The following is a 21,464-nucleotide window of genomic DNA, read 5'->3' as shown; positions in this document are numbered from 1 at the left end:
GACCCCCGATCTGCATGTTCACCTTGGCCCGTAAGCGGACTACGCCGCTATGACCGCCCCGCTCTCTATCAGGCTCGCAACCGTTTCTTGATCATAGCCAAGCTGTTCCAACACCTCTCGGCTATGTTGTCCCAACACCGGCGCGGCTCTGGCAACGTTGGCAGGTGTTTTGCTGAACTTGACCGGATGTCCAATGGTTTTGACATCGCCCGCTATCGCGTGCTTCGTCTCCACGATCATGTCACGCGCGACCGCCTGAGGGTCCTCGTGCATCTCCAGAATGCCCAGAACCGGACCGGCTGGAAGCGCTGCCGCTTCCATCTTGGCCAACCAGTTGGCAGTCGTGTCCTGCCGCAGTTTTTCATTCAGGATTTCGACGAGCTCAGGCAGGTTTTGCATCCGCGCCAGGTTGGACGCAAACCGAGGGTCGGCATCAAGCTCAGGCGAATCGATGACCTCCAGCAAACGGAGCCAGTTGCGCTGGTTCGCTGCGCCAACGTTGATCCAGCCGTCGCTGGTCGCGAACGCCTGGTAAGGCGCATTGAGCGGATGCGCGGAGCCAAGCGGCTGAGGGTTTTCACCGGTTGAAAAAGCAATCGCCGATTGCCAGTATGTTTGCACAATCGCGGCTTCAAACAGCGACGTGTCAACTTTTTGACCCAGGCCGGTCTTCAACGCATTTGCGTAAGCCGCGCTCACACCCATCGCCGCCAGAATACCGGCATTGATGTCTGAAATCGGTGCGGCCACTTTGACCGGCGGGCGTCCCGGCCCCTCGCCGGTGATCGACATCAGACCGGCCATGCCCTGGGCAATCAAGTCAAAACCACCGCGCTCCGCGTATGGGCCAGTACGCCCAAACCCGGAGATTTCGCAATAGATCAGGCGCGGGTTGATTGCGGCCAGAACATCATAGCCAAGACCCAGCCGTTCCATTGTGCCCAGGCGATAGTTTTCTATCACGACATCCGCATCTGAAAGGAGCTTGTGCAATACGTCTCGCGCCGTCGGGTCCTTGAGATTCAGCGCTATTCCCCGCTTGTTGCGGTTCATCATCATGTAGGCTGCGGATTCGCCCTCAATCTGGGGCGGAACGAACCGGCGGGAATCATCGCCTTGCGGCTTTTCCACCTTAATAACATCCGCCCCCATGTCCGCCAGCATCAGGCCGCACACCGGACCTGCCATGATGTGCGCAAGCTCGATGACCTTCATTCCGGTCAAGGGCCCGGTGGCGGCCGTCATTTCCCGGTCCATACCGGTCTGGACTTGCTCAGGAAGGCATCGATACCGATGTGAAAATCGTCGCTGGTGTAACACATCGCGATCAGGTCGTCGTCGTCCACTGCAAGTGCGGCACGGCGGCGACGCATGGCCTCTTTTGTGGCTCGCAAGGTCAGAGGCGCCATGGTGCTGACCAACTGTGCCAATTCCTCGGCGCGCGCCATCAGGGTAGCCTCATCCGGCAAAACCTCGCTCACCAGGCCAATCGCCTGGGCTTCTTCAGCCAGGATCAGCCGCGCAGTAAAGATGATTTCGCGGACGCGTCCTGCTCCCATCAGATCCGACAGGCGGGCAAGGTTGTCGCTGGCAAGGCAGTTCCCCAAGGTTCGTGCGATGGGAAATCCGAACTTGAGACCGGCAGAGGTGATACGCAGATCACACGCCGCCGCAATCGCGGCCCCACCGCCAGTGCACGCCCCATTGATCGCTGCGATCGTCGGCACCGGACAACGCTCCAGGTCGTCCAGCGCTTGCGCGATACGGGCTTCGTAGTCCAGCGCGTCCTGCGCAGTCTTGAAATCGCGGAACTGGCTCATATCGGTGCCCGCCGCGAACGCCTTTCCGCCATTGCCGGACACAACGATGGCACGGACCGATCCGTCGGTTGGCAGCGATGTACAGAGATTTGCGAGCCCGTCGTACATCGCAAATGTCAGCGCGTTGCGAGACTGCGGGCGATTGAATGCCACCCACAAGACACCGTCATTCAGGTGTTGCGTAAGCTCTTCGGTCATCGGTAAAAATACTCAACGAGGAACATCGGCACCGCTGGCACGTACGTGCAGAGCATCAGCACCGCCAACAGGACCGCGACAAAGAAGATATTCACTTTCGACACGGCCCAGATATTCGCCCGCGCCACCGAACAGGACGTTATCAGAACGGATGCAACCGGCGGTGTCTGTTGGCCGATCGCCAGGTTCAGCGTAACGACAAGACCAAAATGCACCGGGTCGATTCCCGCAGCGGAGATCAGCGGGATTACAATCGGGACAACCAGTATGATCGCGGCCGCCGAATGCAGAAAGAACCCTATGATCAGGAAAAAGAAGTTCAGGATCAGCAAGATCGCCCATTGCTGAGCGGTGACGGACAAGATCGCCTCCGCCAGCTGCTGAGGGATCTGCGCACGGGTCAAGAAGCCGCCCATCAGAACCGATGCGGCAACCAAAAGCATGACAACGGCGGTCTGTATGCCGCCATCAAGCATCGCCCGGCGCAAATGTGCCAGGTTCAGGTTGCGATACCAGGCAGAGACAACAAGGGCTGCAAGCACGGCCAACCCTGCCGCTTCGGTTGCGGTGACAAATCCGCCGAATATCCCGCCCAGGATGATCACCGGCAACGCAAAAGCGGGCAGCGCGTCCTTGAACGTCTCGCGTACGCGCGGCAGGTTGAATGCCTCTTCCACCGGGTAGTCATATCGTTTCGCGAACGCATAGGCGACACCCATCAACCCGGCAGCACCCAGGAGCCCCGGCACAACGCCGGCCACAAACAACTGCTCGACCGAAGTGTTGGCCGAGGCTGCATAAAGGATCATGGGGATCGATGGCGGAATGATAATCGCCAGAGAGGCAGAGGACGACGTGACAGCGGCGGAAAACTCCTTTGAGTAGCCGCGCTTTTTCATTTGCGGGATCAGAATCGAGCCCATTGCAGCGACGTCCGCGACTGCCGATCCCGAAATCTCCGCAAAGAACAGCGACACGCCAATGTTGACCATCGCCAGACCACCGCGGATGAAGCCGATGATGGCGGACACAAAATTGATCAGCCGATCCGTGATCCCGCCCGCGTTCATGATGGCACCCGCCAACACAAACATGGGTATCGCGATCAACGAAAACTTGGTGGACCCATCATACATGTCCAGGGCGATCGTGACCAAACTGCCTGTGCCCTCGACCGCCAGGAGGCCGATCACGCCACACATGGCCAGCGCAACTGCAATTGGTACATTGATGCAGATCATCGCCAGCAGTGCGCAGAAGATCGCGGCCATCAACATCAGGTACGATCCTTGTTCTTGATCATCTCTGCCTCAACCTCTTCCTCGATCTCCGCGTGTTCCAGCGAAATGCCGTCGGCGGTGACTTTCCAGTAATTCGGCAGGCTGAGAAGCTGGCACAGGATGAACAGGATCGCGCCAATCGGGATAATCGACTGGGTGAATTGAACCGGAACCCAGGTCAGTGATATCAGCGTGTCGCCTTCGAGAACTTCAAGAACCTGAAGCCCGGCTCGCGCCATCAAAACAAAGAAGATCAGCACGATTGCCTCGCCCGCCAGCAAGGCCGCCAGACGCGCCTTGACCGGCATTGCCAGAAGCACCGTGTCAAACCCGATGTGACGGCGGTGAAGCGCTGCGAGCGCCGAGCCGTAGTAGGTTATCCAGGCGAGCATGATCGCGGCGACTTCGTCATACCACGAAAAACTCTGGCCCGAGAGACGTGCAATCACTGCCGAAATGACAACGATGGTCAGAAGCACCATCAGCGAGATCGTGATCCATTCAAGCACTTTGCCGAGGATCGTGACAATCCGGGGTAGGAGTGAGTTTGAGAGCTGGTTCACTTCGCGCCTTGCCGTCTTGCAGGAGCCAAAGGAGGCTCACGCGGATCTGTATGGCCACAAGAATGAAGGGGCAGCGGATTGCCCGCTGCCCGATACAAGCGTCAGTTTGAATTCGCCAGACCCAGGACCTGGTTGATCATGTCTTGACCGCCGTCGACCTCGTCGGCGAATGCCTTGTAGATCGGCGCGGATGCCTCGACGAATGCATCCTTGTCAGCCTCATTTACTTCGACACCAGCGGCCTTGATAACGTCCAGCAATTCGGTTTCCAGCTGGGCCGCTTTTTCGTAGGTGAAGTCCTGAGTGGACGCCGCACAGGCGGTCAACCCCGCCTGCACATCTTCCGGCAGTTTCGCAAAACCCTTCTGCGAAGCGAGGATATAGGCAGGTGTGTAGACGTGCCCGGTAATCGACAGGTACTTCTGAACTTCCTGGAACTTTGCGGATGCAATCTGCGCATAGGGGTTTTCCTGGCCGTCCATCACGCCGGTTTGCAACGCGGTGAACACGTCCGAAAACGCCATTGGCGTTGGGTTTGCACCGTATTCCGTGAACATCTTGACACGCCACACGCCATTGGGAGTGCGAAGTTTGATGCCTTCGAGATCACTCGGCACATTGATTGGCCGCGTGTTGTTGGTGATGTGGCGGAAGCCGTTCTCGGCCAGGCCTACGATGTGATATCCGCCACCGTTTGCAGCGTCCTGAAACTTGTCCATCATCGCGTCCTGGACACGGCGCATGTGATCGCGGTCACGGATGATGTAGGGCATCTCGAAAATGCCGAACGTGTCATCGACCGAAGACATTACGGACGACGGAAGCGCGAAGTCGACCTGGCCCAGCTTCAGCTTTTGCAAAAGCTCCTTGTCCTTGCCCAACTGAGAAGAGCCGAATGTCTGCACCTCGACCTTGCCGTCCATCGACGAATTCACACATTCCGCGAAGTTGTCGACGCTTGCTTCAAACAGTGAACCTGGATTTCCGACATGGCCGAACTTCAGCGTGATGTCGGCGGCAAAGGCACCGCTTGTTCCGCCAATCGCAGCGGATGCCGCAATAAGAATTGCCTTGATGGTCATGTGTGATTCCTCCCTTGGAAATGTGACTGTTTGCGTCACTCTGCCGCGATTTGCGTGTTCTCCAGCAATTCCATCGCAGCTCCGACTCCCCCCGCGTTGTGGGGAACTCTGGCCTTTGTCAGACCCATTTCAACGCCTGCCAGCGTTGCGACCAACATGAGATCGTTGAAGTCACCAAGATGGCCAATACGGAATACTTTGTCGGCAACCTTCGACAGGCCGTTGCCCAATGAAATATCGTAGTGCTTCAAAGCCGTTGCCCTGAACCCGTCTGCGCTGTGGCCTTCCGGAACCATCACAGCCGTCAGCACACCGCTTTCCTGCCCCTGCTTGTTGCAAAGAACTTCCAGTCCCCAGGTGCGGACGGCAGCGCGCGCAGCCGCCCCGTGACGCGCATGTCGGGCAAAGACATTTTCCAGCCCTTCTTCGTGCAACATCTCAATGGCGACATTCAGCCCGTAGAGAAGGTTCGTGGCGGGCGTATACGGGAAATATCCGGTTTTGTTCGGACCGACCATATCCGCCCAGTCCCAGTATGACCGCATTAGCGTGGCCGAACCGTTTGCCGCCATGGCCTTGGCACTTATCGCGTTGAACGAAAGCCCCGGCGGCAACATCAGTCCCTTTTGTGATCCGGAAACCGTGACATCGACGCCCCATTCGTCGTGCTGATAGTCGAGCGACGCGAGACCCGAGATCGTATCGACCATGAACAACGCCGGATGTCCTGCGTTGTCGATCGCCTTGCGGATAGCGGCAATCGGCGAGACGGACCCGGTCGATGTCTCGTTGTGAACAACGCAGACGGCCTTGATCTCGTGATTTCTGTCCTCGGCCAGATATGCCTCGATCTGGTCCGGGTCGGCTCCTCCGCGCCAGTCCCCTTCAATGAACTCGGGCTTCAAACCCAGTTTTTCGGCGATCTTTTTCCACAAAGTCGCAAAATGCCCGGTTTCGAACATCAGCACACGGTCGCCCGGCGACAGAACATTGACCAGAGCCGCCTCCCAACCGCCCGTGCCCGACGACGGATAGATCACGACGTCCTGATCGGTCTTGAAGATAGTTTTGATGCCTTCCAGCGCCTGCGCACCGACTTTGCCGAACGCCGGGCCCCTGTGATCAATCACCTGACCGGAGATCGCGCGCAATATGCGATCAGGAACCGAACTGGGGCCGGGAATTTGCAGAAAATGACGACCAGCTTGTCTCATAAATCGAACCTTGTGGGACCTGCGTTTGAGCTTGGGTCACAGAATGACATTGAAGTTGTGAATATGCAATTTTTAATTCATAATTCATTTTCTGATTACGCGAACCAGGGATTCCGCCGTTGAACGACATTGCGCGTGAACTTTCAAAAAGGGTGTCGGGCGATCTTATGTTCGATTCGTTCTCGCGCGGCCGCTACGCTACGGACGCATCGATTTATCAGATGATGCCGGTGGGCGTGCTGGCGCCGAGATCCGAAGACGACATCCTGGCGGCGATTGACTGCGCGCGCGATCAAGGCGTGCCTATCCTGCCCCGTGGCGGCGGCACATCACAGTGTGGCCAGACCGTCAACGCTGCGATGGTTTTGGATAACACTCAGTATTTCAACGAAATTCTCGAACTTGACGTCGCAAACAAACGCTGTGTCGTGCGCCCGGGCGTCGTGCTGGATGAACTGAATAGGGCGCTCAAACCGCATGGGCTCTGGTTCCCGGTCGATGTCTCTACTGCATCGCGCGCGACCATTGGCGGGATGACGGGGAACAACTCATGCGGTGGGAAGTCCATCCGATACGGCATGATGAGAGACAATGTCCTGTCGATCGACGCTATCCTGGCTGACGGCAGCAAACATAGGTTCGGGGCCGGTCTTGCAGAGCAGAATGCGGCCTATAACGCGCTTTCCCATGACCTTGCGGCGATTGGCCAAAGGGAATCGGCTGAAATAGCTGCCCGGTTCCCCAATGTCATGCGCCGCGTGGGTGGCTACAACATCGATGCACTGACTTCCGGACTGGACGCCCAGAACCTCGCTCATCTCCTTGTTGGCTCGGAAGGCACGCTTGCCTACACCACCGCGATCGAGCTGAAACTTTCCCCGCTCCAAGACGGCAAGGCCCTGGGCGTGTGTCACTTCCCGACCTTCCATCTCGCAATGGATGCCGCACAACATCTGGTGACGCTTGATCCCGAGGGCGTTGAGTTGGTCGATCACACGATGATCGCCCTTGCGCGGGACATACCGCTTTTTGCCAGGACAATCGAAAGTTTCGTGACCGGCGCGCCTGAGGCTTTGCTGCTGGTGGAATTCACGCGCGCCAACGGCCGGCAAAAGTTAAAAGACCTCGACCAGATGATGGGTGATCTCGGGTTTTCCTGGACCGGGACCGGCAGGGCCTGGGGTGGTGTCACCGCGGTGACGGATGCAGGCCTGCAGGGACAGATCGCTGAACTGCGCAAATCCGGCCTCAACATAATGATGTCCATGAAGACCGCCGGGAAACCCGTATCGTTTGTGGAGGATTGCGCGGTCGAACTGCCTGACCTTGCCGTCTACACGGCCGGGCTCACGGAGATTTTTGAACGCCACGGCACCACAGGTACCTGGTACGCACACGCGTCGGTCGGGTGTCTGCACGTGCGCCCGGTGTTGAACCTGAAGCTGGACAACGACGTCGCCACAATGCGCGCGATTGCCGAAGAGTGTTTTGATCTTGTCGCGCGCTACAAGGGCTCGCATTCAGGTGAGCATGGTGACGGCATCGTCCGCTCGGAATTTCATGAAAAGATGTTTGGCTCTCGGATGGTCGCGACCTTTGAGGAGGTAAAGGACCGTTTCGACCCGACCGGCGTTTTTAACCCTGGCAAAATCGTCCAAGCGCCAAAGATGGATGACCGCAGCCTTTTTCGCTATGGACCGGATTATCAGACCTCAAACCTGAAAACCGAACTGGATTGGTCCGAGTGGTCGGGGAAAGATGGCGGATTTCAGGGTGCGGTTGAAATGTGCAACAACAATGGTGCCTGCCGTAAACTGAAGGGTGGCGTCATGTGCCCCTCATTTCGGGTGACGCGAAAAGAAAAGGATCTGACCCGCGGCCGCGCCAATACCCTCCGTCTTGCGATTTCCGGACAGCTTGGGCCCGATGCACTGGTATCCGACGAGATGGCAGATGCGATGAAGCTGTGTGTGTCCTGCAAGGGCTGCAAGCGCGAGTGCCCGACCGGCGTGGATATGGCGCGGATGAAGATCGAGGTGCTGTCTGCGCGCGCCGAAAAGCATGGCCTGAGCATTCATGATCGGCTTGTCGGCTATATGCCGCGATATGCTCCCTGGGCGGCGAAAATGCCGTTTCTCATGAACCTGCGGGACAAGGTGCCAGGTCTGGCCAAGGCAACTGAATGGTTGACGGGTTTCACAGCAAGACGCCCCTTGCCCAAATGGGCCGCCAAGCCGTTCAAGGACTCCGAGGTCAGCGCGGCCTCGATACCGGACGTTGTTTTGTTTGTTGACAGTTTCAACCGCTATTTCGAGCCGGAAAACCTGCGCGCGGCGGTCAGGGTTCTGAACGCCACGGGCAGTGTGGTTGATGTGGTAAGACCTGCCGGCAATAACCGTCCATTGTGTTGTGGCCGTACGTTTCTGTCGGTCGGATTGGTTGATCAGGCGCGGCAGGAGGCCAAACGGCTTGTCGACGCTCTTGTGCCCTATGCAGAACGTGGCGTTCCCATCGTCGGCCTGGAACCTAGCTGCCTATTGACCCTTCGTGACGAGATACCGGTGCTGTTGCCCGGAGAAGACAGCGCGAAGATCGCCAAACTGGCACTGATGTTCGAAGAGTTCATTGCCAATCAGGGAGACAATCCGCAGTTCTCGTCGCACTTTCAATCTCCGGCACCCGAGGTGACATTGCACGGGCACTGCCATCAGAAAGCAATGGGGGTTATGCCGGCAATCGAACGAACGCTGGCACTCTTGCCGGACACCAATGTTACCAAGATCGAAAGCAGCTGCTGTGGCATGGCAGGCGCATTCGGTTACGGTGTGGACACCTATGACACGTCGATAAAGATGGCCGAACTGGACGTTTTACCCGCTGCACGCTCCGCATCTGGCGATGCCATTATCGTTGCCGACGGGACGTCTTGCCGCCACCAAATCGCTGATAACACCGATCGCAATCCGATGCACATAGCCCGACTTCTCGACTTGGCACTGAAACGAGTGTAAACGCTGCAAATGACTGATGTATCCGCGAACATGATAATCGAACGAAGGTCGCTTCACCTTGAGCTGGTGGAGCGTCTGCGTCCTTTGATCATTGAAGGCCAAATGGCCCCGGACAAAAAAGTCCCCGAAAAGGCCCTTTGCGAACAATTCAGTGTCTCACGGACCCCATTGCGCGAAGCGTTGAAGGTTTTGGCCGCAGAGGGGTTGGTCCGGTTGGAACCAAATCGCGGAGCATGGGTCACCGCGATCACGATAGAAGAGGTCGAAGAGGTCTTTCCTGTGCTCGCCGTTCTCGAGGGCCTGTCGGGGGAGTTGGCCTGCGAAAAGATCTCTGATGTGGAAATTGCCAGGATCCGCTCGCTTCACGACGCGATGATACAAAGCTATCGTGACAGGGACCTGGCCGCGTATTTCAAGTTCAACCAGGAAATCCATCTCGGCATTCTTTCAGCGGCAAGAAACGAGACCCTGGCCAATTCCAGTATGGCATTGTCAGCACGTATGCTGCGCGCACGATATGCAGCCAATATGTCTGACGAACGCTGGGGCGAAGCCGTGGACGAACACAATGAAATAATTCGAGCGCTGGAAGCGCGCGATGGTAAGAAGCTGGCGTCAATCCTGATTGTTCACATGAAAAACAAGCAAAGCTCGGTGCTGCGCTGGTTGCAGAACGCACCCGACGATCAAGCCGGTTAAGGCTCACTGGTCTCAGTGTGACTTTGACTTGTCGCTGTCAGAATGACATCGCCCGCGTCGCCTCTCACGCGGGCGGGTCCCGGGCAACTGCCTTCTCAGCCCTTTGCGGGTTCATCCGGAAACGGAGCTTGTAGTCCGCAATCGGCAGCAAGCACATTCAGGTCGCGCCGCAGAGCGGGGTTCAGGGCAAGGCCGTTGGATCGGCGCGCATCAGCCGACGCGGTCTTTCCCTCGCCCGGCAAACGCACAGGATCATGACCTGGAAGGGGTTGCGAGGCACGCATCTCGTCGAAGACCCGACTGGCGGTGTTCGCAAAATCGTCCCCAATTCCGAAGGCCGCGGGGTCAAGTGCCATGACAAACAGCCCGGTATTGGTGGAAGAGGTCGTGTCGTTCGTGAAGTCGACGACGTCTGATCCGAAGGCAGCTCCATTGAGGACACCTGCCATGAGCCCGATGGCAACCGACAGGCCAAATCCCTTCGCGCCACCGATCGGCAGGAGGAAGCCCTCTGATTTGCGGTTTGGATCCGTGAGCGGTTTACCGTCCCGTCCAACCATCCAGCCTTCCGGCATCTCCTTGCCCTGTTGCAGAAGCGTTTTTATCTTTCCCATCGCTGCAACGGTGGTGGCCATGTCGAATACGAAAGGATCGGCACCGGCGGCAGGCGCTGAAAACGCAATCGGGTTGGTCCCGAGTAGAAGGTCGGTTCCTCCATACGGAGGAACGTGATTTGCGCTTCCGACTGCCGCCGCCATGCCAAGCAGACCAGCCTCGGCTTGTGGCCTCACGTAGAGCGCCAGGGGCCCGGCATGATTACCGCGCCGAACGCCAACCCAGCCGATTCCGGCCGCACGTGCCTTTTCGATAGCAAGGTCACGCGCCGCGGACATCGCAAGATGACCGAGCCCGTCGTCCCCGTCGATCACGCCCGTGGCAATTGTTTCATGCGCCACAGTCACCGACGGGGTCGGGTTGCAGCCACCGCCGTCCAAACGTGCCAGGTACTGCCGCAAGCGAAAAACACCGTGTGTGCCATACCCGAAGATGTCGGCCTCTACCATGAGCGTGGCGACTTTGACGGCATCATCATGCGGGACGCCCTTCGACTGCAGCGCCGCCGAAACGAAATCGCAAAGGCTGTTCACCGGTATGGTGGCTGCTTCATTGATCGTGCGCACCTACGGATTCCTTCTGCCAGAAGACGACCCTGCGCTGCGTCCATTGTACGATCAGGTACAGCACCAGCCCGACGAGGCTCAGATACAAGATCAACGAGAACACCCGAGGCGTGTTCAACTGGGATGCTGCGACCCTGATCAACTCGCCAAAGCCTTTGCCGCCGCCCAGGAATTCGCCTGTAATCGCGCCGGCCATGACTCCAACAGCGCCGATTTTGAGCCCCGTGAAGATCTGCGGCAGTCCGGTGGGAAGTTTCATCTTGATCAATGTCTGCATCCGGCTTGCGCCCATGGTCTTGAAGAGCATGCGGGCATTCTCATCGGCCGAGTGAAGGCCCGCTGCCGTTCCAACCACGATTGGGAACGTAGCGATAAACGCTGCCAAAGCCACTTTGGATTCGATGCCGAAGCCCAGCCAGGCAACAAAGAGGGGCGCAAAGGCGACCTTTGGCATCGTGTCGATGGCGACCAGGTAGGGCATGACGGCCTTTTCCCCGAACGCCGTTTCGCCGACGAGTACGCCAAGCGAGAAGCCGATGGCGATGGCAAGCGCGAACCCGTAGATCACCTCTTTGACCGTGATCCAGAGAGCGACAAGCATGTAGTCGCCGCTGAGAAGATTGTTCCCGACGAAAATCATGTCGCTGAAGGTCTCCCACGGTGTGGGCAGAATGATCGGCGAAACGAGTCCCAGACGCGTTACCAGGTCCCACGTACCGATGAAAACCACGAACACAAACGTCATGGCGATCGAACGGGGCACGGAATCTATGAATGCAACTTCCTGTACCCAGACGGTATCGTCCGCCGCCCCGGGCTCCAGCCGCTGATTGGTGGGCGCGTCAGTCACATGTTTTCTCCCTTGTCCAACATGCCGCGAATGTGATCCACGATTTCGCCAAATCTCGGCGTCGTCATCATATCGAGCGTGCGCGGCCGGGGCAGGTCGACGTGAACGATTTCCGCAATTCGGCCAGGGCGGGGTTTCATCACGACGATCTCATCCGACAGTATCACAGCTTCCTGGATGGAATGCGTGACCAGAAAGGCCGTGGCGTCCTGCTCACGGCAAATTCTCTGCAATTCCATATTCATCATGTCGCGAGACAGTTCATCCAGAGCGCTGAATGGCTCGTCCAAAAGCAGAACGGCCGGTTCGGTAATCAGCATCCGGCAGATCGACGCGCGCTGCGCCATGCCACCGGACAGTTCGTTGGGATAAACGTTCTCGAACCCTTTCAACCCGACAATGTCGAGAAGGGCATGCGCCTTTTCCTTGGCCAGCTTGGCGGCCGCTTTTCCGTCACGGATCTCGATCGGCAGCACGATGTTCTCGACCGCTGTTTTCCAGGGAAAGAGCGTGGCCTGCTGGAACATCATTCCGATGTCCCGACGCGGGCCGGTAACAGGCTTGTCCTGAAGGATCACGCGGCCTTTCGTGGGTGGAATGAGCCCTGCCATGATCTTCAACAGGGTCGATTTCCCGCAGCCGCTTGATCCGATGACCGACGTGAAGCTCCCGTGGCGCAAGGTGAGATTCACGTTCTCCAGTGCGACCACCGCGTTGCGTGCGTAGGTCTTGCTGACGTCGGTCAGTTCGTAAACCGGCGCGTCAGATGAGGCGCCGGAATTTTCATGTGCCAACGAGGCGTTCATTTGTCGACGGCCGCACTTCCGAGTTCCGCGAACTCATTGGTCCAGATCGCATTCAGATCGTCGAGCGGCCCGGAGATTTCTCCGCCGGCTACAAGAGCGTCCTGCCACTCTCCCCAGACTTGCTCAGGATACCAGCCCAGATGCGGAGTGTCGCCGGCAGCAATCGTCTTGGAACGAACCGCGTCGAACAGTGCCGACTGGAACTCCTTGTCCTCTCCTTCCTGCGGATTGCCTGCGGCAAGGTGGGCAAGAACGGCATCCCGATTGGCGTCGTCCAGCGCAAAGGCGTGGCCCTTGGCAAAGGCACGGCTCCACCCTTCGACAAGTTCCCGGTCGTTTGCGATCGTATCGGCCATGGTGGCAATGCCGTTGCCGAAGAACCGGCCGAATTCGGCGGGCGTTATGTCACGCACTTTCATGCCGCGCTGATTGAGAATGGCCGTATCCGCGGTAGACGCAGAGTAGGCATCAATCTCGCCGTTCAGAAACGCCGCGGTTGCCGGGCCACCGTCGCCGACGGTGAGGAACTCAAAGTCAGTGCCTTCGACCATTCCGGCACCCGTCAGCACGTTGCGGGCAAAGCCCACCTCCGCCCCGTCCGCCGTACCGGTCCCGATAACCTTGCCGCGCAGGTCCTCGACAGATTGATAGTCGGAGTCTTCCTGGACCGCGATGCCAAAATTGCTCCGGGCGGCCACGTTGTAGATGTGCACCGCATCCACGCCGCGCGAGCGCGCCGCGATAAGCGGACCCGGACCCGGGCGACCGAAGTGCGCTTGTCCTGCCGACAACGCCTGCAGAACCGCGCCTGAACCGTTGATCGCTTCGACAGTTACGTTCAAACCCTCGTCCTCAAAGAAACCTTCGCCGATGGCGACAAAGACCGGAAATGAGTTGATGGCAGACGGGCTCGGCTGCACAAAAGTGATATCGCGCAGACCTTGCGCAAAAGCGCTCTTTGCAAACAATCCTGCCACCGGCACCGCCGACAGCAACGTTGTGAATGTTCTACGGTTCATCATACGCTTATTCCTCCCTTCGCGTTCTTTCCAATCCCCCTCGTCCTATCGACGTCTTCGGAAGATCGCTTATACGGCACGCACCGAATTCGTGAGCGTGCCGATCCCTGAGATATTGCAAACGACGGTGTCGCCATCCTTTAGGAAACTCGGTGGGTCCATGGCGTATCCCACGCCCGCCGGCGTACCGGTCGCGATGATGTCACCTGGCTCCAACGTCATGCCTTCCGACAACGAGGCGATGAGTGTCTCGATATCGAAAATCATGTCCGCGGTGTTGCCGTTTTGCCGGATCTCACCATTTACCGTCAGCGAAATCGGCAACGCATGCGGATCATCAATGGCGTCCGCGGTCACAATCCACGGACCCATGGGGCAAGAGCCGTCAAAGGCCTTTCCCTTGAAATTCTGCCCGCCATGGCGGCGCTGGACATCTCGAGCGGAGATGTCATTCAAAATAGTATAGCCGAAGACGTGGTTCATTGCGTCCTCCTTGGCGATATTGCGCCCGGGCTTGCCAATGATCACCGCCAGTTCGACTTCGTAGTCAGTTTGCGTTGAAACGCTCGGAAAGGTCAGCACATCGCCACCCGGGCCTACGATGGACGTCGGCGGTTTGGTGAAGAAAACCGGATACTCGGTCACACCGACCTTTTGCTTCTGCGCCCGGTCTCCCTCGGTGATGTGTTCAGCATAGTTGCGCCCGACACATAGAACGTTCTTGCGAATGACGGGGATCGGCGCCAGCAATTCAGCCCCTTGAGGCAGAATTGCCGCGTCAAGGAGACCGGCTTCAGCGTCGTTCACCAGGCTGCTTGCGAGATCGATCGTTTCCGGCGGTCCGGCAATCAGATGGAGCATTGAATTTGCTTTCAATGCCTCGGCAGCAGGTCCCGTCAGGTTGTGCGCGGCTTTGGACAGGTCCAAAAGACGGTCGTCATTCAGAACGCCCGCACAGATTTTGTCTCCACCCGCTGACACTGTGGCTAGACGCACGATATCCTCCTCCCGAAACTGTCTTTTTTTTGCTGCAGAGTGTCGCAATATTCTGCGATCTCTTGCTAATCTTGGTGACAAGAGTTGATTGACTCTCGCTCTAATTCAATCAACCAATCACCAAATTGGGTGGCGATATGAACGAGACAACCGAACTATCACAAAGACTGCGTGACTTGATCGACAGTGCCGGATATCGGCTGAACGACCGCATCTTGCCGGAGCGCGAACTATGCAAACGTCTGGACACGACACGCAACCAACTGCGCAAAGCCCTTGCCGACTTGGAGGCGCAGGGGTTGATCTGGCGGCACGTCGGACGCGGCACATTTGTCGGCTCGAGGCCCGTCCTGAACCTTCAGGATGTTACCTACCTTCGCGACCAGATAAAGCCGGAACAGGTGGTCACGGTCCGCTACAACATTGAGCCCGAGTTGGCGCGGCTCGCGGCGAGGAATGCGAGCAAATCCGATTGTAAACAAATGAAGATTTGCGCCGAGAAGTGCCGCGAAGCAAAAGACTGGCGCGCTTACGAGGCTTGGGACAACAAGTTGCACCACGCAATCGCGCGCAGCACACGCAATCAGCTTTACCTGTACTTTTTCGAAACGCTGAACTCGGTGCGCCGCTCTATTGTCTGGGGCCAACCGCGCGATACTCGCAAGCCCGTGCCCGGCTATACCAGCTTTATAGAACACGATGCGATCGTGCGCGCGATCACGGCCAGAAATGGAGAGCTGGCCATGCAAATGATGCAGCAACACCTGCATTCGGTTTACTCACGGATGATGCCAGAAGTCGTTTTGGGTGAGATTGAAGCTCAACCAATCTAAGAAATGGTTGGCCCCAACTCGTCGCCAACGCGTTTATTTTTTGCGCATTCGGTCCAAGTCATAAAGCGAGCGGTCCCAAATCGGTATCGCAAGTCTGCGGGCCTAATCACAACAGACCGCAAGCGAGGAAAACGATGTCTGAGCACGTAATCGAGACACCAAAGGTCCACACCATTCCCACGAGCGACGGAAGGGCTTTTCCGGTCCGTCGTGTCTACTGCATCGGCCGGAACTTTGCAGCGCATGCTGTCGAAATGGGACACGATCCAAATCGCGAACCGCCTTTCTTTTTTCAGAAGAACCCAAACAATCTCGATGCTTCGGGGGAATTTCCCTACCCCCCTCACACATCTGACGTGCACCACGAGGTCGAGCTCCTGGTCGGTCTGAAGAGCGGCGGCACAAACATCGCCCTGTCAGATGCGCTTGACCACGTCTGGGGTTACGGCGTGTCCCTGGACATGACACGCAGAGACTTGCAGGGCGAAATGAAAAAGATGGGACGCCCCTGGGAAATCGGAAAAGCCTTCGAGCGGTCCGGACCGGTGGGCCCATTGCATCCGGTGTCCGAAGTTGGTCACCCCGATCAGGGGCGGATTGCACTGACGGTCAATGGCGACTTGCGACAGGAAGGTGATTTGAACCAGATGATCTGGAAGGTGCCGGAGATGATCTCGTATCTCTCCGAGTATTTCGAACTCTCGGCGGGCGATGTGATCATGGCCGGGACCCCTTCGGGTGTAAATGCCGTGCAGCCGGGAGATACTATGGAAGCGAGCATCGAATCCGTCGGCATACTGTCCGTCAAGGTCGTCTGAATCCGGGAGCGAGGCAGGCTCGGGCGATTTGGCCTTTCTCAGAAAGGCCAAACGCCGGATGATGACACTCTCGTTCATCATGAAAAGCGCACATCAGTTCCGTCCTGCACCAATCGGCAAGTCGGAAAGTTCAGGTGGACGCACCCGCAGGCTTTGGCCACGCGGGCTGATTTTGGGTGCGGGAGCCTGATCACACCGAGACGGTAACGTCTGGTGCATCCAGACTCTCTTTGTGTCGATTGGGTCAAAAGATCAGCAAGGTCGACTGCACCGCGAACAACGAATGCAGAGCCACCGCAATTCCGGCATCGCTCCCAAGCAGCTAATTTGCGAAAGGTCTGCGCTTTGTCGGCAGTTTCTTAGTCCAGGAAACGTAACCGGGATCTTCGATGCGGTCTATTAATCGCTCAAGCGCTTTCAGCGGCTCCTGATCGTAGTCCACGCGCAGATCGATGGGCGGGAGATCTTCAGCGACAATGAGAATTGCAGCCGACATCAGACCGCGGGCATCTCCTCCGATCTCGGCACCAGCCTTCAAACCCGACAGCAAGCGCCGGAGAAACCCGCCGGAACCTTTGAGAACCGCTTCCGCGGCAGCTTCAACCACTGCATTCCGGGCAAGCATATTGCCGCCAGCGCAAAGGTCGGAAGTTACGAATTCGGCAACCTCCGGCACGTTGCCGCTCCCGGAAAAGACACCGCCTTGGCCCGTTTGGTCGAGGACAAGCAATTGTCTGAAATCTCTCCCTGCATCCGGGTTCACAATACGCTCGATCGCGCCGACGGGATCAAGTCCGCTTGCCAGCGCATCAAGCACATCTTCACCCCACAGCGTGCTTGGATAGTATCCCTGGGATGCTGAGACCCCCAGGCCGGCACTCCCGCGCAGAACCCAGCCGCCCACGCACAGATTTCCAGTGGCGGCGGCGCCTCCCAATGCACCGGTATCCGGGTCCCGCGCCAGGATCGAGAAGGTCATCTCATGTTGAACCTTTGCGTTTGACTGAGTTTTGAGTAGTTTGTTTCACAGAGTTTCAGAAACTGTCAAACGTGAAGATTGCCATGGTACAGACAGCGCGGCTCTCTGAGCGCATTCTTGAGAGCTTTGACGACCTCACCAAATCCGAGCGCCTGCTGGCGGAACACTTCCTGGAAAACCCCGACAGCCTTGCACTCCACACAGCCGAGGAAATTTCTTCGCTGGCAAACGTGTCCAAAGCAACCACGGCCCGTTTTTTCAAGCGCCTCGGCTTTCCGAGCTTCAAGACTGCGCAACGCATGGCACGCGTCCGCCGCAATGACAGCCAGCACACCAAGCGTGTTTTTTCCGAACCCATACAACAACGCAGTGGACGCGGTGATCTGGCCGATCACCTTGCATCCGATGTCCAGAACCTCATCCGAACGATCGAAGCCATTCGCGGTGACGAACTGAAAGATGCCGTCACTTACCTGGCCAGGGCAGAAAAAGTCTGGGTCGTCGGCTTTGGTGACAACTACCCGCTGGCACATTTCGCACGCGCCCAACTCATCAAGGTGAAGCCGGACATCCGCATGATCCCGCTTGGCGGCTTTCCCGTGCCAGAAGAGTTTGCCTCGATCCGTCCCTCCGATGCCGTTCTTGCGCTGGCCATCGGCCGGCGGACGGCGACGCTGCGCTCGATCCTGCAATCCGCGCGCCTTTCCGGGGCCAGGACGATATCCGTGACGGATCTGACAAGCTCCGGCAATTCGGAACTGGCGGAAGTCACGCTGCGATGCCGCACCAGCGGCTTGTCCTACTTCGATTCCCTTGCCTCTCCGGTTTCGGTCATGACCTATCTGTGCATGGCCGTTGCGGATCGCCTCGGTCAGAACGCCGTCGACAGGTTGAAATACATCGACGGCATCCACTCTGAGTGGGGCGACCTGGGCTGAAAGCGACTCAAACGCGTCGTTTCACGCGCAGAAGACGCCGTCAAACGATTCAAAAATGAAATTAATATTGTCAAAACTGCTTTCTTTTTGACGCGGTATGCGCGGCCTCGTACCGTTTTCGTGGGCCTGCCCAGAAATCAAGCAGACGGATGTCAGCGCGCCGGATCGCTCTCCGGCGTTACGGTCGGCTTTGTCTCGCGCGACGGACGGCGTGCGCATGGGCAAGCACATCGCAGCTCCAAGGAGAGGATGTTGACATGATACTTAGAAGAAATTCCCTGCGCCGATTGGCAGGCGCGGCAGGCATTGTCGCCGGTCTTACGAGCTCGGCGGCAGCCGGTGACATTGTCTGGGCCCGGTACGGAGATATCGATTCCCTTGATCCGCATCGCGCCACCAGCACCTTGTCCCTCCAGGTCTGGGGCCTGCTGTACGACACGTTGCTCGCGACGGACGCAGACGGCCTGCCGGTTCCCCACATTGCGAAGTCATGGACCTCGAATGAAGAAGGAACGGAGTATACCTTCAGCCTGCAGGTCGGCGTGATGTGCCACGACGGTACACCGCTTGATGCAAATGACGTCAAATACACGATAGATGCGGCCTTCAGCGAGGAAACACCAAGTGTCACCAAGGGCAGCTGGGGTCCGATAACAAACGCAGAGGTCATTGATCCCCTTACAATCAAGCTCACGCTCGAGAAGCCTTTCGTGGCGATGATTCCATTCCTCGCGGACAGCTTCTCGTCCATCATTTGCGACAGCAATGGGGACGGCTTCGGAACCACCACGGCCATTGGCTCCGGCCCGTGGAAACTGGTGTCCTGGACCAAGGGCGACCGGATCGTTCTGGAAAAGAACCCGGACTACAAGAATTTCGGCAAGCTGGCTGAAAACCCCGGAGCGCCTCATGAGGACGGTCTCATCATCACGGTCGTCCCGGAACCTCAGGCGCGGCTGGCGGCCCTGAAAACCGGCGAAGTGCATATCGCGGAACCTCCGTTTGATGATGTGCCATCGATCAAGGACAGCGGCGAACTGGACATCATCGTTGCCGAGAACACGGGGCAAAACGTGTTTTGGGAGTTTGCGGTCCACCGCCCGCCGTTCAACGACAAGCGCGCGCGCCTTGCGGTTGCCCATGCAACCGATGCCGCTGCTGCGATCAGCCTGATCTATGGCGACCTGTCGGTTCAGGAAAACTGCCCGGTGTCACGCGGTGTTTTCGGCAACGACCAGGACTTTTGCGCCCAGTACCGTCCGGGATATGACCCGGAAAAATCAAAGGCACTGCTTGCAGAGCTTGGCTACAGCATGGACAAGCCGCTTGAAACCGCACTGCTCGTCTGGACCGGTGGAAACCGCCAGAAGCTTGGGGAAGTTTTCCAGGCACAGCTGGCAGAAGTCGGCATCAATGCATCGATCGAGATCATGGATATCGGATCGCTCAATGCCCGGGTTCGTCAGGAAAATGAAACGACGACCGGCACAACCGGATCCATGGATATGATGACATGGTCCTGGTACGACCCGGACATCCTCTACGCACTCTGGCATACGCCCGGTGCTTATCGCGGCTACACCTCTCCCGAACTCGACGCAATGCTGGACGAAACGCGCGTGTTGACGGACCCCGATGCCCGCAAGGCCAAGGTCCAGGAAGTGTTCAAGTATCTGCTTGAAAACGCGATCCACGTGCCGCTCTACACGCCCGGCTGGGAATGGGTCTTTGCCGTCCGGCCTGAAGTCGATGGTTTCTTCGTTGCGCCATTTGTCTATCCCAATTTCAGCGACGTGAAACTCGGCGGTTGAGCCGGCCTGCCGCCCGGATCCCTGATCCGGGCGGCATTTATCCAGATCAACACCTGTTCAATCGGAATCGATTGCACGGCAAATAGTTGATCGCATTCAAAGTGGTAGAGCGTCTTTGTCCGTTCAATCGAATGCATGATGCTCTAGGTACGGATTCATAAATGAAGCCGATTTGGCGGCAGAAATGGCAAGATCTCGGGAGGAAGCGTGTGCAGAGCGGGCTTTTTGCCCGGTCAAGCGCGGTGACGCTGCGAGGTACAGCCATTTTGCCGTCCTCCGGATTTGGCCGTTTTGGCCATCTTTCACGTCGCGAAAGGCTTGAAAATGAACCACAGTTCCTGCGCTTTCGCTTCTCGCAGTTGGTCAAAACGATCCAAACCAAATTGACTTCATTTATGAGTCCGTACCATAGGTCGACAAGATGTGGCGCTTTCTCGGCACCCGGATCGCAATGGGTGCACTGACAATCTGGATCACGACCATACTCGTGACGCTTCTGATCCACGCCGTGCCCGGGGATCCGGTCCAGATAATGTATGCCCAAAGCCAGGGCACGACCCCGGAACAGATTGAAGAAGTGCGGCGTTCTCTCGGCCTGGACAGGCCCATCCCCGTTCAATACGCAATGTTCATTGAGCGCCTTCTTCATGGTGATCTGGGCAATACCATTCGCGGCGGTCAACCCGTGCTCGATGTGATCATGCAGCGTTTGCCGAACACGCTGATATTGGCTTGTGCCGCGATGTTCATTGCCATTTTGATCGGCGTCCCGATCGGTTTCCTGGCGGCTTACCGGGAAGGGAGCGTTGTTGACATCTCCCTCATGGTTTTGGCCATTGCGGGGATCTCCATGCCGCATTTCTGGTTGGGACTCATGTTATTATTCTTCTTCGCGCTTGAACTGGGTTGGCTCCCGGTCAGCGGCAGCGGACCCCTGAACCTTATTTTGCCCGCTCTTACACTTGGACTTTCGAACGCCGCAATTTTCGCACGGCTCACCCGCTCTTCCATGATCGACGTGATGAGCCAGGACTATGTTCAGACGGCCTTTGCCAAGGGGTTGCCCAAGGCCCTGGTTCTGCGCCGCCACGTGCTTCGCGCCGGTCTCTTGCCTGTCGTCACCATGATGGGACTGCAATTCGCTTTCATGATGGGCGGCGCAATTGTCGTTGAGAACATCTTTTCCTGGAACGGCGTCGGCCGCATGGCTGTCGAGGCAATCTTCCAGCGCGATTATCCGATCATTCAGGGCTTCATCCTGACATTTTCCGTCGTTGTCGTCACAGTGGCGATCGTTATCGATGCACTGTATGCCGTGCTCGATCCACGGATCCGGCGGGCCTGAGATGCAGACGGCGAGCGAACC

At 57.7% G+C, this 21,464-nt stretch carries 19 protein-coding genes; 7 read left to right on the top strand and 12 right to left on the bottom strand.

The window, feature by feature from the left end; genetic code table 11:
- Positions 1 to 39: 39 nt before the first annotated feature.
- The 6 genes from RDA78_RS09945 to RDA78_RS09920 form a co-directional block, all read right to left on the bottom strand.
- Positions 40 to 1,245 carry a CaiB/BaiF CoA transferase family protein gene (locus RDA78_RS09945; protein ID WP_434055153.1) on the bottom strand — a complete coding sequence of 402 codons (1,206 nt, stop codon included), beginning with the start codon at positions 1,243 to 1,245 and terminating at the stop codon, positions 40 to 42.
- On the bottom strand, positions 1,242 to 2,018 hold the full coding sequence (locus RDA78_RS09940) for an enoyl-CoA hydratase/isomerase family protein (protein WP_434055152.1): 777 nt from the start codon (positions 2,016 to 2,018) through the stop codon (positions 1,242 to 1,244). The genes RDA78_RS09945 and RDA78_RS09940 overlap by 4 nt, the downstream gene beginning before the upstream one ends.
- The gene (locus tag RDA78_RS09935) at positions 2,015 to 3,295 is read right to left on the bottom strand and encodes a TRAP transporter large permease (protein ID WP_197000742.1); all 1,281 of its coding nucleotides are present in this window, start codon (positions 3,293 to 3,295) and stop codon (positions 2,015 to 2,017) included. Before RDA78_RS09935 ends, RDA78_RS09940 begins: the two co-directional genes overlap by 4 nt.
- The gene (locus RDA78_RS09930; RefSeq protein WP_434055151.1) at positions 3,295 to 3,861 is read right to left on the bottom strand and encodes a TRAP transporter small permease; all 567 of its coding nucleotides are present in this window, start codon (positions 3,859 to 3,861) and stop codon (positions 3,295 to 3,297) included. Before RDA78_RS09930 ends, RDA78_RS09935 begins: the two co-directional genes overlap by 1 nt.
- Positions 3,862 to 3,962: 101 nt before the next feature.
- Complete coding sequence (locus tag RDA78_RS09925; RefSeq protein ID WP_434055150.1) at positions 3,963 to 4,943, bottom strand: TRAP transporter substrate-binding protein; 981 nt, start codon at positions 4,941 to 4,943, stop codon at positions 3,963 to 3,965.
- A gap of 35 nt (positions 4,944 to 4,978) precedes the next feature.
- Positions 4,979 to 6,157, bottom strand: a complete 1,179-nt coding sequence (locus RDA78_RS09920; protein ID WP_434055149.1) for a pyridoxal-phosphate-dependent aminotransferase family protein — start codon at positions 6,155 to 6,157, stop codon at positions 4,979 to 4,981.
- 167 nt (positions 6,158 to 6,324) lie between these two features.
- Between RDA78_RS09920 and RDA78_RS09915 the strand changes: the two genes are divergently transcribed.
- Both RDA78_RS09915 and RDA78_RS09910 read left to right on the top strand, forming a co-directional pair.
- The gene (locus tag RDA78_RS09915) at positions 6,325 to 9,168 is read left to right on the top strand and encodes an FAD-binding and (Fe-S)-binding domain-containing protein (RefSeq protein WP_434055148.1); all 2,844 of its coding nucleotides are present in this window, start codon (positions 6,325 to 6,327) and stop codon (positions 9,166 to 9,168) included.
- A gap of 9 nt (positions 9,169 to 9,177) precedes the next feature.
- Positions 9,178 to 9,867: a GntR family transcriptional regulator gene (locus RDA78_RS09910; RefSeq protein WP_434055147.1), complete on the top strand. Its 690-nt coding sequence runs from the start codon at positions 9,178 to 9,180 to the stop codon at positions 9,865 to 9,867.
- 95 nt (positions 9,868 to 9,962) lie between these two features.
- Here the strand turns inward: RDA78_RS09910 and RDA78_RS09905 are convergent, their stop codons facing one another.
- The 5 genes from RDA78_RS09905 to RDA78_RS09885 form a co-directional block, all read right to left on the bottom strand.
- A complete protein-coding gene (locus RDA78_RS09905; protein WP_434055146.1) occupies positions 9,963 to 11,048 on the bottom strand; it encodes an Ldh family oxidoreductase in 1,086 nt (361 codons plus the stop codon).
- Complete coding sequence (locus RDA78_RS09900) at positions 11,032 to 11,898, bottom strand: ABC transporter permease (RefSeq protein WP_434055145.1); 867 nt, start codon at positions 11,896 to 11,898, stop codon at positions 11,032 to 11,034. The genes RDA78_RS09905 and RDA78_RS09900 overlap by 17 nt, the downstream gene beginning before the upstream one ends.
- Positions 11,895 to 12,692, bottom strand: coding sequence for an ABC transporter ATP-binding protein (locus RDA78_RS09895; RefSeq protein ID WP_434055144.1), 798 nt, complete (start codon positions 12,690 to 12,692; stop codon positions 11,895 to 11,897). The genes RDA78_RS09900 and RDA78_RS09895 overlap by 4 nt, the downstream gene beginning before the upstream one ends.
- A gap of 8 nt (positions 12,693 to 12,700) precedes the next feature.
- Entirely contained in the window at positions 12,701 to 13,726 is a 1,026-nt protein-coding gene (locus RDA78_RS09890; protein ID WP_434055143.1) for an ABC transporter substrate-binding protein, read from the bottom strand.
- A gap of 66 nt (positions 13,727 to 13,792) precedes the next feature.
- Positions 13,793 to 14,719 (bottom strand): fumarylacetoacetate hydrolase family protein, encoded by a 927-nt coding sequence (locus tag RDA78_RS09885; protein WP_434055142.1) that lies wholly within the window; start codon positions 14,717 to 14,719, stop codon positions 13,793 to 13,795.
- Positions 14,720 to 14,856: 137 nt separating this feature from the next.
- Between RDA78_RS09885 and RDA78_RS09880 the strand changes: the two genes are divergently transcribed.
- Entirely contained in the window at positions 14,857 to 15,552 is a 696-nt protein-coding gene (locus tag RDA78_RS09880) for a FadR/GntR family transcriptional regulator (RefSeq protein ID WP_434055141.1), read from the top strand.
- 134 nt (positions 15,553 to 15,686) lie between these two features.
- Complete coding sequence (locus RDA78_RS09875) at positions 15,687 to 16,370, top strand: fumarylacetoacetate hydrolase family protein (RefSeq protein WP_434055140.1); 684 nt, start codon at positions 15,687 to 15,689, stop codon at positions 16,368 to 16,370.
- A gap of 322 nt (positions 16,371 to 16,692) precedes the next feature.
- On the opposite strand, the gene RDA78_RS09870 is transcribed toward RDA78_RS09875, so the two are convergent.
- On the bottom strand, positions 16,693 to 17,349 hold the full coding sequence (locus RDA78_RS09870) for a DUF1028 domain-containing protein (RefSeq protein WP_434055139.1): 657 nt from the start codon (positions 17,347 to 17,349) through the stop codon (positions 16,693 to 16,695).
- Positions 17,350 to 17,432: 83 nt separating this feature from the next.
- On the opposite strand from RDA78_RS09870, the gene RDA78_RS09865 reads away from it, so the two are divergent.
- The 3 genes from RDA78_RS09865 to RDA78_RS09855 all read left to right on the top strand — a co-directional run bounded on the left by RDA78_RS09865 (position 17,433) and on the right by RDA78_RS09855 (position 21,443).
- Positions 17,433 to 18,287, top strand: coding sequence for a MurR/RpiR family transcriptional regulator (locus RDA78_RS09865; RefSeq protein ID WP_434055138.1), 855 nt, complete (start codon positions 17,433 to 17,435; stop codon positions 18,285 to 18,287).
- Positions 18,288 to 18,544: 257 nt separating this feature from the next.
- On the top strand, positions 18,545 to 20,098 hold the full coding sequence (locus tag RDA78_RS09860; protein ID WP_434055137.1) for an ABC transporter substrate-binding protein: 1,554 nt from the start codon (positions 18,545 to 18,547) through the stop codon (positions 20,096 to 20,098).
- Positions 20,099 to 20,519: 421 nt separating this feature from the next.
- Positions 20,520 to 21,443 carry an ABC transporter permease gene (locus tag RDA78_RS09855; protein ID WP_319384311.1) on the top strand — a complete coding sequence of 308 codons (924 nt, stop codon included), beginning with the start codon at positions 20,520 to 20,522 and terminating at the stop codon, positions 21,441 to 21,443.
- The last annotated feature ends 21 nt before the right edge of the window (positions 21,444 to 21,464 follow it).

Source organism: Roseibium sp., from assembly GCF_051016195.1.
Lineage (GTDB): Bacteria > Pseudomonadota > Alphaproteobacteria > Rhizobiales > Stappiaceae > Roseibium.
This window is presented reverse-complemented; position numbering and strand designations above follow the sequence as displayed.

Coding starts and splice junctions, on each gene's coding strand:
- RDA78_RS09875 (WP_434055140.1), top strand. CDS start 15,687: ATGTCTGAGCACGTAATCGAGACACCAAAGGTCCACACCATTCCCACG.
- RDA78_RS09865 (WP_434055138.1), top strand. CDS start 17,433: ATGGTACAGACAGCGCGGCTCTCTGAGCGCATTCTTGAGAGCTTTGAC.
- RDA78_RS09910 (WP_434055147.1), top strand. CDS start 9,178: ATGACTGATGTATCCGCGAACATGATAATCGAACGAAGGTCGCTTCAC.
- RDA78_RS09860 (WP_434055137.1), top strand. CDS start 18,545: ATGATACTTAGAAGAAATTCCCTGCGCCGATTGGCAGGCGCGGCAGGC.
- RDA78_RS09935 (WP_197000742.1), bottom strand. CDS start 3,295: ATGTTGATGGCCGCGATCTTCTGCGCACTGCTGGCGATGATCTGCATC.
- RDA78_RS09915 (WP_434055148.1), top strand. CDS start 6,325: ATGTTCGATTCGTTCTCGCGCGGCCGCTACGCTACGGACGCATCGATT.
- RDA78_RS09870 (WP_434055139.1), bottom strand. CDS start 17,349: ATGACCTTCTCGATCCTGGCGCGGGACCCGGATACCGGTGCATTGGGA.
- RDA78_RS09925 (WP_434055150.1), bottom strand. CDS start 4,943: ATGACCATCAAGGCAATTCTTATTGCGGCATCCGCTGCGATTGGCGGA.
- RDA78_RS09855 (WP_319384311.1), top strand. CDS start 20,520: ATGTGGCGCTTTCTCGGCACCCGGATCGCAATGGGTGCACTGACAATC.
- RDA78_RS09920 (WP_434055149.1), bottom strand. CDS start 6,157: ATGAGACAAGCTGGTCGTCATTTTCTGCAAATTCCCGGCCCCAGTTCG.
- RDA78_RS09940 (WP_434055152.1), bottom strand. CDS start 2,018: ATGACCGAAGAGCTTACGCAACACCTGAATGACGGTGTCTTGTGGGTG.
- RDA78_RS09945 (WP_434055153.1), bottom strand. CDS start 1,245: ATGACGGCCGCCACCGGGCCCTTGACCGGAATGAAGGTCATCGAGCTT.
- RDA78_RS09890 (WP_434055143.1), bottom strand. CDS start 13,726: ATGATGAACCGTAGAACATTCACAACGTTGCTGTCGGCGGTGCCGGTG.
- RDA78_RS09880 (WP_434055141.1), top strand. CDS start 14,857: ATGAACGAGACAACCGAACTATCACAAAGACTGCGTGACTTGATCGAC.